This is a genomic window from Streptomyces sp. NPDC052687 (assembly GCF_040678395.1).
In the GTDB taxonomy this organism is placed as follows: domain Bacteria; phylum Actinomycetota; class Actinomycetes; order Streptomycetales; family Streptomycetaceae; genus Streptomyces.
Genome location: NZ_JBFATR010000001.1, coordinates 228274 through 242509, shown reverse-complemented (window position 1 = coordinate 242509; position 14236 = coordinate 228274). Strand labels below are relative to the sequence as shown.

15 protein-coding genes are annotated in these 14236 nt (G+C 74.9%); 4 read left to right on the top strand and 11 right to left on the bottom strand.

Features of this window, described 5'->3' with window-relative positions:
- Position 1: 1 nt before the first annotated feature.
- The 4 genes from AB0K92_RS01280 to tsaB are packed head-to-tail and all read right to left on the bottom strand — an operon-like array spanning position 2 to position 2616.
- The gene (locus AB0K92_RS01280) at positions 2-271 is read right to left on the bottom strand and encodes a hypothetical protein (protein ID WP_365918221.1); all 270 of its coding nucleotides are present in this window, start codon (positions 269-271) and stop codon (positions 2-4) included.
- Positions 268-1365, bottom strand: a complete 1098-nt coding sequence (tsaD, locus tag AB0K92_RS01275; protein WP_166001620.1) for a tRNA (adenosine(37)-N6)-threonylcarbamoyltransferase complex transferase subunit TsaD — start codon at positions 1363-1365, stop codon at positions 268-270. Before tsaD ends, AB0K92_RS01280 begins: the two co-directional genes overlap by 4 nt.
- Positions 1358-1933 (bottom strand): ribosomal protein S18-alanine N-acetyltransferase, encoded by a 576-nt coding sequence (gene rimI, locus AB0K92_RS01270; RefSeq protein ID WP_365918738.1) that lies wholly within the window; start codon positions 1931-1933, stop codon positions 1358-1360. The genes tsaD and rimI overlap by 8 nt, the downstream gene beginning before the upstream one ends.
- Positions 1934-1962: 29 nt before the next feature.
- A complete protein-coding gene (tsaB, locus tag AB0K92_RS01265; protein ID WP_365918218.1) occupies positions 1963-2616 on the bottom strand; it encodes a tRNA (adenosine(37)-N6)-threonylcarbamoyltransferase complex dimerization subunit type 1 TsaB in 654 nt (217 codons plus the stop codon).
- 131 nt (positions 2617-2747) lie between these two features.
- On the opposite strand from tsaB, the gene AB0K92_RS01260 reads away from it, so the two are divergent.
- Positions 2748-3302, top strand: a complete 555-nt coding sequence (locus AB0K92_RS01260; RefSeq protein ID WP_365918215.1) for a hypothetical protein — start codon at positions 2748-2750, stop codon at positions 3300-3302.
- Positions 3303-3343: 41 nt separating this feature from the next.
- On the opposite strand, the gene AB0K92_RS01255 is transcribed toward AB0K92_RS01260, so the two are convergent.
- From AB0K92_RS01255 to AB0K92_RS01230, 6 genes are all read right to left on the bottom strand, one after another.
- On the bottom strand, positions 3344-3520 hold the full coding sequence (locus AB0K92_RS01255) for a hypothetical protein (protein WP_365918213.1): 177 nt from the start codon (positions 3518-3520) through the stop codon (positions 3344-3346).
- Positions 3521-3677: 157 nt separating this feature from the next.
- Complete coding sequence (gene tsaE / locus AB0K92_RS01250) at positions 3678-4202, bottom strand: tRNA (adenosine(37)-N6)-threonylcarbamoyltransferase complex ATPase subunit type 1 TsaE (RefSeq protein ID WP_365918211.1); 525 nt, start codon at positions 4200-4202, stop codon at positions 3678-3680.
- A complete protein-coding gene (locus AB0K92_RS01245) occupies positions 4168-5424 on the bottom strand; it encodes an alpha/beta hydrolase (protein ID WP_365918208.1) in 1257 nt (418 codons plus the stop codon). The genes tsaE and AB0K92_RS01245 overlap by 35 nt, the downstream gene beginning before the upstream one ends.
- A gap of 148 nt (positions 5425-5572) precedes the next feature.
- Positions 5573-6778, bottom strand: a complete 1206-nt coding sequence (gene alr, locus AB0K92_RS01240) for an alanine racemase (RefSeq protein WP_365918206.1) — start codon at positions 6776-6778, stop codon at positions 5573-5575.
- 52 nt (positions 6779-6830) lie between these two features.
- Complete coding sequence (locus tag AB0K92_RS01235; RefSeq protein WP_365918204.1) at positions 6831-7718, bottom strand: L,D-transpeptidase; 888 nt, start codon at positions 7716-7718, stop codon at positions 6831-6833.
- 361 nt (positions 7719-8079) lie between these two features.
- Complete coding sequence (locus tag AB0K92_RS01230; RefSeq protein ID WP_365918202.1) at positions 8080-9528, bottom strand: NAD(P)H-hydrate dehydratase; 1449 nt, start codon at positions 9526-9528, stop codon at positions 8080-8082.
- Positions 9529-9711: 183 nt separating this feature from the next.
- Here AB0K92_RS01230 and AB0K92_RS01225 point away from each other — a divergent pair, with 183 nt between their 5' ends.
- Positions 9712-10881 carry a hypothetical protein gene (locus AB0K92_RS01225; protein WP_365918200.1) on the top strand — a complete coding sequence of 390 codons (1170 nt, stop codon included), beginning with the start codon at positions 9712-9714 and terminating at the stop codon, positions 10879-10881.
- Between the two features lie 70 nt (positions 10882-10951).
- Here the strand turns inward: AB0K92_RS01225 and AB0K92_RS01220 are convergent, their stop codons facing one another.
- Entirely contained in the window at positions 10952-11323 is a 372-nt protein-coding gene (locus AB0K92_RS01220; RefSeq protein WP_365918198.1) for a holo-ACP synthase, read from the bottom strand.
- A 131-nt stretch (positions 11324-11454) separates the two neighbouring features.
- On the opposite strand from AB0K92_RS01220, the gene AB0K92_RS01215 reads away from it, so the two are divergent.
- Positions 11455-12423, top strand: a complete 969-nt coding sequence (locus tag AB0K92_RS01215) for a hypothetical protein (RefSeq protein WP_365918196.1) — start codon at positions 11455-11457, stop codon at positions 12421-12423.
- A 13-nt stretch (positions 12424-12436) separates the two neighbouring features.
- Entirely contained in the window at positions 12437-14218 is a 1782-nt protein-coding gene (locus AB0K92_RS01210) for an insulinase family protein (protein ID WP_365918194.1), read from the top strand.
- Positions 14219-14236 lie beyond the last annotated feature (18 nt).

Sequence of the window (14236 nt, the reverse complement as noted above, 5' to 3'; positions counted from 1 at the left end):
CTCAGTCCCCGGCCGGGGAGACGTCCACCGACTCGAACCGCCACCGGTGCACCGCGCGGGTGACCAGGTCGCCCGCGGGTTCCGGCAGTTCGGGCAGGCCGGCGTCGTACGCGGCGTCCCACCAGGTGACGACGAGCACCCGGTCCTGCGGGGCGCGGAAGGTCTCCCGCCGCAGCGGGGCCGGGGCCAGCCGCTGGGCGCGGGCCCACTGCAGCAGCTCCTCGCCCCGGCCGGGGACCGCCCGCGCCTCCCACATCAGCGCGACCGTCACGAGTAGAGGTTCTCCTTGCTGACCTCGTGCACGTGGTCGTGGCCGTGGTGGTGACCGGGGACGTGCGGGTCGGTCACCGGCAGCGAGGAGTCCGCGGACAGGTCCCAGCCGGAGGCGGCCCGGCCCCGGGCGACCATCTCGGCGCCCAGCGCGGCCACCATCGCGCCGTTGTCCGTGCACAGCTTGGGCCGCGGCACGCGCAGCCGGATCCCGGCCCTCTCGCACCGCTCCTGGGCGAGCGCGCGCAGCCGCGAGTTGGCGGCGACGCCGCCGCCGATCATCAGGTGGTCGACGCCCTCGTCCTTGCAGGCCCGTACGGCCTTGCGGGTGAGCACGTCGACGACCGCCTCCTGGAAGGAGGCCGCCACGTCCCGCACCGGCACCTCCTCGCCCGCCGCCCGCCTGGCCTCGATCCAGCGGGCCACGGCCGTCTTGAGGCCGGAGAAGGAGAAGTCGTAGGCCGGGTCGCGCGGGCCGGTGAGGCCGCGCGGGAAGGCGATCGCCTCCGGGTCGCCCTCGCGGGCGTACCGGTCGATGACGGGGCCGCCGGGAAAGCCCAGGTTCAGCACGCGGGCGATCTTGTCGAAGGCCTCGCCGGCCGCGTCGTCGATGGTGGCGCCCATCGGGCGGACGTCGGAGGTGATGTCGGAGGACAGCAGCAGCGAGGAGTGGCCGCCGGAGACCAGCAGCGCCATCGTCGGCTCGGGCAGCGGGCCGTGCTCCAGCTGGTCGACGCAGATGTGCGAGGCCAGGTGGTTGACGCCGTACAGCGGCTTGCCGAGGGCGTAGGCGTACGCCTTGGCCGCGGAGACGCCGACGAGGAGGGCGCCCGCGAGGCCGGGACCGGCGGTGACGGCGATGCCGTCGAGGTCCTTGGCGCTGACCCCGGCCTCCTTCAGGGCGCGGTCGATGGTGGGCACCATCGCCTCCAGGTGGGCGCGGGAGGCGACCTCGGGGACGACGCCGCCGAAGCGGGCGTGCTCGTCGACGCTGGAGGCGACGGCGTCGGCGAGCAGGGTGGTGCCGCGGACGATGCCGACGCCGGTCTCGTCGCAGGAGGTCTCGATGCCGAGGACGAGAGGTTCGTCAGTCATTGATCTCGGTTCCTTGTACGGAGGTGGCGCCCGCGGCGGGGCCGCTGTCAGGCAGGGTGGTCAGGCGCATCACCAGGGCGTCGATGTTGCCGGGCTGGTAGTAGCCGCGCCGGAAGCCGATCGGCTCGAAGCCGAAGCGCTCGTACAGCTTCTGGGCGCGCACGTTGTCCACCCGGCACTCCAGCATCACCTCGGCGCACTCGAACGCGGTCGCGGCCCGCAGGAGTTCGGTCAGCAGGCGGGCGCCGAGCCCGGTGCCCCAGTGGTCGCGGGCGACGGCGATGGTCTGCACGTCGGCGGTCTCGCCGGCGCAGGCGAGCCCGGCGTAGCCGACGATCCGTCCGCCGTCGCGCGCCTTGGCGTCCTGCCCGGCGCCGTGCTCCGTGCCAGCGCCGTGCTCCGTGCCGTTTCCGGGGTCCTGCGGGGCCTCGGCGACGAGGTAGCGCCGGGTCGCCTCGGGCCCGCGGGCGTGGGCCAGCTCGGACCAGAACATGCCCCGCGACCAGGCGTCCTCGGGGAAGAGGTTGCGCTCCAGTTCGAGTACGGGGTCGATGTCCCACCAGCGCATCTCGCGCAGTCGGGGGGTCGGGGTGCCGGTCACTTGGGGGTGACCACCTTGTAGTTCTTCGGGACCTGCGCGTCGGGGCGGCGCAGGTAGAGGGGGCGCGGCGCGGACAGCTCCTCGCCCGCCGCCAGCTTCCGTGCGGCCAGCGAGGCGAGCGCGGCCGCGGAGACGTGCTCGGGCTCGTGCGCGCTGGGGAAGACGTCCGGGTACAGCAGCGCTCCGGCGCCGACCGCGGGCAGGCCCTTGACCTGCTCGGCGATGTCGGCGGGCCGGTCGACGGCCGGGTCGGTGACCCGGGTGCGGGAGTCGGCGTACCGCGCCCAGTAGACCTCCTTGCGGCGGGCGTCGGTCGCCACGACGAAGGGGCCTTCCAGGTCGGTGGCCCAGGCGAGGCCGTCGAGGGTGCACACACCGTGCACGGGGACGCCGAGGGCGAGGCCGAAGGTGTCGGCGGTCATCAGGCCGACGCGCAGCCCGGTGTACGGGCCGGGTCCGGTGCCCACGACGATGCCGGTGACGGCGTCGAGCTTGAGCCCGGCCTCGGTGAGCACCCGGTCGACGGCGGGCAGCAGCAACTCGCCGTGCCGGCGCGCGTCCACCTGGCTGGACGAGGCGATGACGTCCGTGCCGTCGTGCAGGGCGACGGTGACGGCGGGGGTGGCGGTATCCAGAGCGAGCAAGAGCACGCCAACAGCCTACGGCTCCCCGGGCCCCGTGTCGGAAGTACCGGTTCCTCCGCCGCCCGGCTGCTACCGTCACCTCCCATTACGGTACGTCTTTGGATTCTTGTGGACATACGACGCGGAGGTGGGCGCCCGTGGCCAGCAGCAGCGCCGGATTCGTCACCGGGCTGACGGCGGCGGCGATGGTGACGGTCGGGTACCTCGCCTATCAGGCGTCGGCGAACGTCCCGGAGGAGCTGGCCCATCCGCAGGCCGCCGGCACGCCGGTGGCGGCGGTGACGAAGGCGCCGCGGGACAAGCGCCACCCCACCGCGCTGCCGGGCGGCTCCGGGGCCGGGGAGCGGGTGGTGTACTCGCTGGACGACGACCGGGTGTGGCTGGTCGACCCCGCGAACAGGGTGCTGCGCACGTTCCCGGTCATGCCGAGCACGGTCGACCCGTCGCCCGGCGTCTACGCGGTCACGTCCCGCTCCAAGCGCATCACCGGCTCCGACGGCACGCCCATCGAGCACGTCGTCCGCTTCGCCGGGGTCGACGGCGTGACCATCGGCTTCAGCGCGGCGGTGGACGGCTCCACGCCGTCGCCCGACCCGCGCAGCCGCACCGGCGGCATCCGCCAGTCCCGCGTGGACGGCAACGCCATGTGGGAGTTCGCGACGATCGGCCAGAAGGTCGTCGTCATCCGCTAGGGGGTGTCCCGGCCGAACGGGGCGGCACCCGGTCGGGCGGACTACGCGGCTTCGCGGTGCTCGCTCACCCGTTCGGGTTCCGGGCGGCGGGGCTCGGCGGACGGCGCCGGGCGGGGCGGCGTGGAGACGGCACTCGCCGCCGCGCAGGACGCCAGCAGATCGCGCATGGAGACCGCGGGGGCCACGCGCGGGGTCTCGTCTCGTTCCGGGACCGGCATGGACGCCTCCTGGGAACCTGGGGGCGGACGTGGTTAGGTAGACCTAACTACGCGAGGGATACCATGTGACCACGTCCGGCCGCCCCGGCGCAATATCTTCCCGACACCCTGTCGGAATCGGCGGTTCAGCGTGCCGGGGCCTGTGACCCGGCTGTCCTCAGGCCGTCAGCGCGTTCAGGTCCGCCGTCGTCCAGCGCCCCCCGACGCCGGTCAGCGTCACGTGCCGCACCTCGTCGGTCGTGTCGCCGACGGCCCGGTGGATGACGACGTGCAGCCGGTCCTCGGTCAGCTCCTCGACCTTGCCCTCGCCCCACTCCACGACGATCACCGAGTCGGACAGCGAGACGTCGAGGTCCAGGTCCTCCATCTCGTCCAGCCCGCCGGACAGCCGGTAGGCGTCGACGTGGACGAGGGGCGGGCCGTCGCCGAGCGAGGGGTGCACGCGGGCGATCACGAACGTCGGTGAGGTGACCGCGCCGCGCACCCCCAGCCCCTCGCCGAGGCCGCGGGTGAGCGTGGTCTTGCCAGCGCCCAGCTCCCCGGTGAGCATCACCAGGTCGCCGGCGCGCAGCAGCTTGGCGAGCCGGCGGCCCAGCTCGTACATCTGGTCGGGGGAGGTGACGGTGAGCCGCGCGGAGGAGTCGCGCTCAGCCGGGTCGTGCGGTGCCGCTGGTGCTTCCATAGCCACCCACGGTAGCCCCTGCGGGCACGGCGCCCGCGCGGGTGAGGAGGTCGGCGAGCCGGTCGGTGACCACTTCCGGGTGTTCCAGCATCACCAGATGCCCGGCGTCCGGGACCAGGACCAGCTCGGCGTCCGGCAGCAGATCGGCGATCGCCTCGCTGTGCCGGCTGGGCGTCACCAGGTCCTCCACACCCGCCAGCACCAGCACCGGCAGGCCCGCGAAGTGCGCCAGCGCCTCGGTCTTGTCGTGATCGGCGAAGGCCGGGTAGAACTCGGCGACCACGTCGATGGGGGTGCTCTCGATCATCCGCTCGGCGAACCGCTCCACGGCCGGGTCGACGTCCCGGGAGGCGAACGAGTAGCGCTTGATGATCCCGGCGAACAGGTCGGCGGTGGCCCGCCGCCCCTTCTCCACCAGCTCGGCCCGCTGCCCCAGCGCCCGCAGCACCCCCGGCAGCACCCGGCGCACCGCGTTGACCCCCGCGACCGGCAGCCCGAAGTTGACCTCGCCGAGCTGCCCCGAGGACGTGCCGACCAGCGCGACGGCCACCACGCGCTCGCGGATCAGCTCCGGGTACTGGTCGGCCAGCGCCATCACCGTCATGCCGCCCATGGAGTGCCCGACCAGCACGATCGGGCCGTCGGGGACGGCGGCGTCGATGACGGCCTTCAGGTCCCGCCCCAGCTGGTCGATGCTGACCGGCACCCGCTGCTCCAGCTGGGCCACCCCGCGCCCGGAGCGGCCGTGGCTGCGCTGGTCCCAGTGCACGGTCCGCACCACCCCGCGCAGCGCGGCCCGCTGGAAGTGCCAGGAGTCCTGGCCGAGGCAGTAGCCGTGGCTGAAGACGACGGTGACGGGCGCGGGCGCCTTGCGGCCGAAGAGCCGGCGGCGGCGCGGGGCGACGGCGGCGCCGGTGTCCGGCTCGACGTCGTCGACCTCGTAGTACAGCTCGGTGCCGTCGTCGGCGTACGTCTTGCCGGGGGTGCCGCGCACGGCGCCGTACGGTCCCGTCGCGTCCAGGGCGAGACGGGCCTTGCGGCGCATGTCGCGGCCGACGGTCATCCGCTCCAGCGCCACCCCGGCGGCCGCCCCGGCGGCGAGCACGCCTATCGCGGCGCCCGCGAACCCGGTCGCCCGGCGCCAGTTCCCGGCCGCCGTGGCGGACACGACGGCCGCGGCGTCCGCGACGGCCGCGACGGCCTTCGGGCTGCTCTCGCTCACCTACCGCTCCTCACCACGTACGCGCTGCCGAACCGACCGGCTGCCGCAGCTCACCGACTGCTTCCTGACCCACTGACGTGCCGTGCCGGCGGACCGGCCGGCGGGCCTCCGGCCGGTCCGCTCACCGGTTACCCGTTCCGGCGCCCCTTCACCTCGGCGGCTCGCCGCCGTCGCCGTTCTGCGGCGCCTCGCTGTCGGTATAGACGCGGGGAACACGCGTTCCGATGCGGGTGACGATCTCGTACGCGATGGTGCCCGCCGCCTGCGCCCAGTCCTCGGCGGTCGGCTCGCCCCGGTCGCCGGGCCCGAACAGCACCGCCCGCGCGCCCGGTTCCGGCTCGTCGCCGCCGAGGTCCACGACGAACTGGTCCATCGCGATCCGCCCCGCGACCGTCCGCCACTTTCCGCCGACCAGCACCGGGCCGGTGCCCGAGGCGTGCCGGGGGATGCCGTCGGCGTAGCCGAGCGGGACGAGGCCGAGGGTGGTCTCGCCGGCCGTGGTGTACCGGTGGCCGTAGCTGACCCCGTGGCCGCCGGGGACCTGCTTCACCAGGGCCAGCGAGGCGGACAGGGTCATCACCGGGCGCAGTCCGAAGTCCGCCGGGGTGCCGAGCTCCGGGCTGGGCGAGATGCCGTACAGGGCGATGCCGGTGCGGACCAGGTCGAAGTGGGACTCGGGGAGGGTGAGCGTGGCGGGCGAGTTGGCGATGTGCCGCACCTCCGGGCGCACGCCCTCGCCCTCCGCGTACGCCAGCATCCGCCGGAACAGGTCCAGCTGGGCGGTGATGGAGGGGTGGCCGGGCTCGTCGGCGCAGGCGAAGTGCGACCACAGGCCGGTGATCCGCAGCAGGCCGTCGCGTTCGGCCGCGAGCGCGGCGCCGACCAGTTCCGCCCAGTCCCCGCCGGGCTGGCAGCCGCCCCGTCCGAGCCCGGTGTCCGCCTTCAGCTGCACGCGCGCCGGGCGGCCCGCGATCCTCGCGGCCTCGGTGACCTCGCGCAGCGCCCACATGCCGCTGACGGACACGTCGACGTCGGCCTCGATGGCCTCCCGCCACGGCCCGCCCGGCGTCCACAGCCAGCACAGGATCCGCACGTCCGCGGGCACGGCGCCGGACGCGCGCAGCACCAGCGCCTCCTCCGGCGTGGCGGTGCCCAGCCAGGTCGCCCCCGCCGCCACGGCCGCACGGGCGCACGGCACCGCCCCGTGGCCGTACGCCTCGGACTTCACCACGGCCATCAGGGCCGCGCCCGGGGCGTGGGCACGCAGGGCCCGCACATTGGCGCGGAGCGCGGCCAGATCGATCTCGGCGCGGGCGCGCAGCGGGGCGGTCGGCAGATGTGCAGTCGTACTCATCGCGCCCAGTGTCTCAGAGGGCCCGGACGGCCATGGCGACCGCGGCCACTCCCTAGCCCGGCCTGCGTCCCCAGACGTGCACCTGGTCGCCCGTCCTCAGCACGTCCCACAGCCTGCGCGCGTCACCGAGGCGCAGATTGACGCAGCCCATGGACCCGACCGTGGTGTGGATGGTGTCGTACACCGCGTGGAAGGCCTGGGCGCCGCTGAAGAACTGTGCGTACGGCATGGGTGTGTTGTAGAGGGGCGAGGCGTAATTCTTGTGGCGCCAGTAGACCGTGTGCGTGCCGGTGCGGGTCGGGTACGCCGCCCGTCCGCTGCGGACGGGCACGGGTCCGAAGAGGACCTTCTCGCCCTGCTGCACCCAGGTGAGCTGCCGGTCGAGGTCGACACAGGCGACCCGGCCGGTGCGCACCGGGCACTTCCCGGCCGCGTTGGGGTTGTCCCGCACGGCGAGGAACCGCATGTGGGACCAGGTCACCGGTCCGGCGAACCCGATGGCCGGCTTGATGCCGTGCTCCGCCTGGAATGCCCGGATCGCCTCGCAGTCGGCCGCCGACTGCTCCCCGTCGACCGTCAGCTCCAGCCAGGTCTCGACCTCGCGCTGGTACGGGCCCGTGTGCGCGCTGCACGCCACCCGCCCCACCGCGTCCGCCAGCGGCACGTACTCGACGAGCGCGTACGCCTCCTGCGGCGCGTCACTCGGCTCCAGCGCGTCCTCCGCCACCGACGGCTGATGGACCTGCGGCGCCAGCACCTGGTCGGGTGTGTCCACGGGCCCCGGCTGGTACACCCCGGGCACCAGCTGCCCCGCGGTGTCCGTCGCGGGGTCCGGGGGCTCGGGGGCGGCCCAGCCGGCGCCGACGGGCAGCAGCGCCGCGGCCACGAGAGCGAGGGCGGCGGCGCGGGCGGCGCGGGCGGCAACGTTTCCGCTGATCACCCGGTCAGGGATACCCAGGGCCCGACGCCCCGGACCGGGTCCCGCTCTCAGGTCACTCGTTGGGCCCAGTGCGGAACGGGCCTCCCGCCGCACCGCAGAGCCCGGTAGAGACACCCCGCCGGCACGCGCAGAGCCCTTGAAGACACCCCGCCGGCACGCGGAGAACCCGGCGGAGGCACCCCGCCGGCACGCGCAGAGCCCGGCGGAGGCACCCCAACGGCACGCGCAGAGCCCGGCGGAGGCGCCAGGCCGGCACGCGGAGAGCCGATGAAGGCGCACCGCCGGCACGCGCAGAGCCCGTTGAAGGCACCCCGCCGGCACGCGGAGAACCCGGCGGAGGCACCCCGCCGGCGCGCGCGGCTCAGCCGGCGTCCCCGCACACGTCCCGCCAGGCGCGGGGCACCGCCTCCGCCACGTCCCGCGCCCCCACCGGCGCCCCCGCCGCCGCGAACCGCCCGGCGAGCCCGTGCAGATACGCGCCGGCGCTGCCCGCGTCGACCGCCGACAGCCCCGCCGCCAGCAGCGACCCGGCCAGCCCGGACAGCACGTCCCCGCTGCCGGCGGTGGCCAGCCACGGCGTCCCGGTCGGGTTCACCCGCACCGTCCCCCGGCCTCCCGCACCGGCGACGAGCGTCGTCGACCCCTTCAGCAGTACGGCCGCCCCGTACCGCGCCGCCAGCTCCCGCACCGCCGCCAGCCGCGCCCGCTCGACCTCCTCGCGGCTCACCCCGAGCAGCGCCGCCGCCTCACCGGCGTGCGGCGTCATCAGCGTCGGCGCCTTCCGGGCCCGTACCGCCCCGGCGTCGGCCAGCCGCAGCCCGTCCGCGTCGATCAGCACCGGCACGTCCGCGGCCAGCACCTCGGCGACCGTCCCCGCGTCGTCCCCGGCGCCCGGCCCGACCACCCAGGCCTGGACGCGTCCGGCCCGCTTCGGCCCGGCGTCGGAGACCAGCGTCTCGGGGAAGCGGGCGATGACCGCGTCCCCGGCCGGTCCCACGTAGCGCACGGCCCCGGCCCCGCCCCGCAGCGCGCCGGCGACCGCGAGGACCGCCGCGCCGGGGTAGCGCGCGGACCCGGCGGCCACGCCGACGACCCCCCGCCGGTACTTGTCGCTCTCCGCCGCCGGCACCGGCAGCAGCGCCGCCACCTCCGCGTGCTGCAACGCCTCCAGCTCGGGTTCGGCGGGCAGTTCGGGCCCGAGTCCGATGTCGACGAGCCGTACCGTCCCGGCGTACTCGCGCGCCGGGTCGATCAGCAGCCCCGGTTTGTGCGTCCCGAAGGTCACCGTCAGATCGGCCCGCAGCGCCGCGCCCCGCACCTCGCCGGTGTCCGCGTCGACGCCGCTCGGCAGGTCCACGGCGACGACGGCGGCCCGGGACCGTACCGCCGCCTCGGCGAGCGGGACGGCCTCCGGCCGCAGCCCGCCCTTGCCGCCGATGCCGACGATCCCGTCGACGACGAGGTCGGCCCGCTCGATCGCCGCCTGTGCCGCCGCCGTGTCCGCGACCGCGCCGCCCGCCCGCCGCAGCGCGGCGAGTCCTCCGGCGTGCGCCCGCTCGGGCGTGAGCAGCACGGCGGTGACGCCCGCGCCGCGCCGGGCGAGGCGCGCCCCGGCGTAGAGGGCGTCGCCGCCGTTGTCGCCGCTGCCGACCAGCAGCACGACCCGGCTGCCGTAGACCCGCCCGAGGAGCTGGGCGCAGGCGGTGGCGAGGCCCGCCGCCGCCCGCTGCATGAGTGTTCCCCCGGGCAGCCGCGCCATCAGCCGCCGCTCCGCCGCCCTGACCGTCTCCACGCCGTACGCAGTCCGCATGCGTCCGAGTCTCCCGTCGCTCGCCCCTCGGCCCTCGATCCGGGCTTCGCCGGATCTCCTGCCTCATCCTTCCCGCCGTACCCGCCTTACCCATTGACGCCCCGGCGTCTCCTTGCCACACTCCCGGCCCCCCACAGGATGAATCGATTCAGTCGAATCGGTTCGACGAGAGGACGCACCCGCATGGGACGCAGAGCCGCACTCCTCGCCGCCACCGGCGCCGCCGCCCTCCTCGCCACCGCCGGCACCCTGTCCGCCCCGAGCGCCACGGCCGCCACCGACGCGGCTACCGGCGCGGCCGCCGCCTGCGGTGACGGCTCCTACCAGGCCGAGGCCGTGCTGAACGGCAGTACGTGGACGGTCCGCCGCTCCGGCACGGTCGTGCACACCGGCACGGACCTGCGGGCGGCCGTGCAGGCGGCCGTGAACAGCCTGACCGCCGGGCGCACCGCCAAGGAGCGGGTGGTGGTGCGCGGCTCCGGGTCGATGCCGGCCGGCTCCCGCATCTCCCTGCCCAGCTACACGGTCCTCGACGTCTGCGGCACCATCAACGTCACCGGCACCGGCAGCGGCGACCAGGCCCCCGTCTACTCCCGCGGCACCCGCGACATCGAGGTGCAGCACCTCAACGTCACCGGCACCCCGCTCTACGGCGTCTTCCTGCGCAACGTCACCAACGCCACCCTCGGCCAGATCGACATGCGCCTGTCCTCCGGGCTCGGCGTGCGTGTCGACAACCGCGGCGACACCAGCCAGTGGACGCGCAACGTCCGCATCGACAGCGTCTACGTCTCCGGCGCCTCCAGCCACGCGGTGGAGACGTACGGCGTCGACGGCCTCACCGTCGGCACGGTCACCGCCCGCAACGTCGGCGAGTCCGGGCTGCTGCTCAACCAGACCGTCAACGCGACCGTGGGCAGGGTGGACGCCGAGAACGCGGGCACGGGCACCGGTTACGCCGCCTTCCGCATGGCCAACCGCAACGGCCGGATCGGCAGCTCGTACCCGGTGAACATCCGCGTCGGGGAGGTCGTCGCGCGCGGCGGCGGGCGCGGCGTGTTCTGCGTCTCCGAGAGCGGCGGCGCGGTCATCGACCGGGTGACGCTGTCGAACACCGGCAACAACGCGGTACTCGTGGAGAACTGCTACAACGTCACCCTCGCCGCCCAGTCCGGCACCGTCACCGGCGGCGGCGAGATCCGGCTGGCGGCCCGCTCCGAGTTCCCGAACAACCGGGACATCACCATCCAGAACCTGACGGTGACCAACTCCGCGATTCGCGAGAGCCCTTGCGGCGAGAACACCACCTTCCGCAACAACACCCTGGTCAACAGCTCCCAGTCCATCTGCTGACACGGGTTCCGCGCGGACACGGATTCCCGCGTCTGCCACGGATTCCGCGCCGGCCCGGCCCCGCCCCCGCTCAGCCCTCCGCGATGACCACCGCGGACGCCACCCCCGCGTCATGGCTGAGCGACACGTGCCAGGACCGCACGCCGAGTTCCGCCGCCCGGGCCGCGACCGTCCCGGTGACCCGCAGCCGGGGGCGGCCGCTGTCCTCGACGTAGACCTCGGCGTCGGTCCAGAGCAGTCCGGGCGGGGCCCCCAGGGCCTTGGCGACGGCCTCCTTCGCGGCGAACCGGGCGGCGAGGGAGGCCGGGCCCCGGCGTTCGCCGCTGGGCAGCAGCATTTCCCGGTCCCGGAACAGCCGCCGGGCCAGACCGGGGGTGCGTTCCAGCGACGCGGCGAACCGGTCGATCTCGGCGACGTCGATACCGACTCCGATGATGCTCATGCCCAGCACCCTAAGCTCGGACGCGCCCCTTCCGGGCTGCTAGCCTGCGGCGACTTCACACACACGCCGGCGCGCCCTGGGGGGCCAGTTCGCGCGCCCGGCGCTGCCGGCGACAGCCAGGGGGCGGAGGAATGAGCAGGACCACCAGCGGCATACCGGGCGCGGTGCCCGGAACGGGGCCGTACTTCGATCCGTACGACACCCTTCCCGGACTCCTCCCGCTGCGCACCGCCGCCCGCGGCGGCGACTGGAACGCCGTACGGGCGTACTTCGCCGCCCTGGACTCGCCGGAGCAGGTGAGCTTCGCCGTCGGGCTGCTCGCCGAGGAGGAGGGCGTCGAGACGATGCTGGAGCGGGCCGCCGCCGAGCACCCGGCCGATCCGCTGCCGCGCACCCTGCTCGCCGACCGGTACGTCCGCATCGGCTGGGGCATCCGCAGCGACCTGCGCGCCGAGCATGTGTCCCAGGACCAGTTCGCGCAGTTCCACGCGTGGCTGCGCAAGGCCGAGCAGATCCTGATCGAGGTGTGCGCGCAAGCGCCGTGGTACGCCCCCGCCTGGACCGTACGGCTGATCACCGCGCGCGGGCTCCAGCTCGGCCAGGCCGAGGCGCGCCGCCGCTACGACCGGCTCAGCGCCCACCACCCCCACCACTATCCGGCGCAGACGCAGCTGCTCCAGCAGCTGTGCCCGAAGTGGGGCGGCTCCTGGGACGCCGCGCACGGTTTCGCCCGCGAGGCCACCACGGCCGCGCCCGACGGCGCGCACACCGGTGCCCTGGTCGCGCTCGCCCACCTGGAGCGCTGGCTGGAGCTGGACGGCCCCGACGCGGGCGCGTACATGCGGGGCGTGCCGGTCCGCGACGATCTGCGGTTCGCCGCGCAGGTGTCGGTGCTGCACCCCGACTACCGGCCCGGCTGGCACTGGATCGGCGCGCACAGCGCGTTCGCGATGGCGTTCTCCCTCGGCGGCCACTTCGAGGACGCGCAGCGGCACTTCGCGATCCTCGGCGACCGGGCCAGCGACTTCCCGTGGTCGTATCTGTCCGATCCGAAGGCCGCGTTCAGGAAGTACCGCAAGTCCGCGATGGCGACGAGCTGAGGGGCCGGCAGACATGACCACCGACATCACCGGCGTCACGGGCGGCGGCGCCACGGGCGCCACGGGCACCGCGGGCCTCGACGTGCTCTCCGGGCTGGTCGCGCACACCACCACCCAGGGCATCCCCACCCTCTACGCCCCGGCGCAGGGCGGCGAGATCACCGCCGGTCTCTTCTTCCGGGTGGGCCGCGCCGACGAGACCCTCGCCACCAGCGGCATCACCCACCTGGTGGAGCATCTCGCGCTGCACCGGCTGGGCCTGACGGACCTGCACTACAACGGCGCCACCGCCAACACCTACACCCTCTTCCACGTCACCGGCAGCGAGCAGGAGGTCGTCGCGCACCTGAACGCCGTCTGCGCGTCCCTGCGCGATCTGCCGCTGGACCGGCTGGAGACCGAGAAGGAGATCCTGCGCACCGAGGCCGCCGGGCGCGGCCAGGGCGTCAACTCCCAGATGCCGCTGTGGCGGTACGGCGCGCAGGGCTACGGCCTGTCCAGCTACCGCGAGCTGGGCACCTGGAACCTCACCGCCGACCAGGTCCGGCACTGGGCGCAGACCCGGTTCACCCGGGACAACGCGGTGCTGTGGATCACCAGCGACCGGGTCCCCGAGGGCCTGGACCTCACCCTCCCCGCCGGCACCCGGATTCCGGCGCCCGCGGCGACCAGCGCGCTGCCGGTCACCCCGGCGTACATCCACGGCGACGACGGCCATGTCGTGTTCACCTCGGTGCTGCGCCGCACCACCGCCGCCTCCGTCTTCGCCGACGTCCTCGGCCGCGCCCTCTTCCAGGACCTGCGCCAGGAGGGCGGCTACTCCTACACGGCGGAGGCGGACTACTCCCCGCGCGACGCCCGGTTCGCGACCCTGACCGCGTACGCGGACGCCCTGCCGCAGAAGCAGGACGCCGTCGTCGGCGGGTTCGTCGACACGCTCGCGCGGCTGCGCGCGGGACGGATCGAGCAGGCCGAGCTGGACACCGTACGCGGCAAGATCCTGAAGATGTACGACGTGCCGGACCTCGGCGCGGCCGCCCTGCCGTCGTACGCGCTGAGCCTGCTGCTCGGCCACCGGATCCTCTCCCCCGACCAGCACCGGGCCGAGCTGGCGGCGGTCACCGTCGGCGATCTGCGCGAGGTGGCCCGCGAGGCGTGGGACTCCGGACTGCTCCAGGTGCCGGGGCGGGGCGCCGACTGGGCGGGCTTCACCCTCGCCCCGCAGTACTCGGCGCACGCCGTGACCGGCAGCCGGCACGCCTCCCTGGAGGACGAGCGGGTCACCCTGGTGATGGGCGCGGAGGGCGTCAGCCTGCTGACCCCGGGCGGGCCGGTGACCGTCCGGTACGACGCCGTCGCGGCGATGTCCGCGCGGCCCGACGGGGCCCGCAGCCTGACCGGGCACGACGGCTTCTGCGTGTCGGTGGAACCGACCCTCTACCGGGGTGTCGGACCCGACCGCATCGCGGCGATCGACGCGGCCGTGCCGGCGAGTGCGGTGGTCCGGCTCCCGGCCCGGGACCCGGAGGACATCCCCCGCCCGAGCGAGCGCCCGAAGGGCTCCGGCCGCGCGCCCCGGCGCCGCGGGGCGGCCGCCTGGGCGTGGCAGACCGGGTTCCTGGTCGCCGCCGCCCTCACGGTGGTGTGGGGGCTGCTGTGTCTGCTCGTCACCGTCGACGAGGCCGGTGCCGCGCGTCCCGAGTGGGACGCGGTGGTCGGCATCTGGGGGCTGGAGCTGCCGCTGCTGTTCGTGAGCTGGAAGCTGCTGCGGGAGCCGCGGCGCAGGGGCCACTGACCCGGGCGGGCCCTGGGA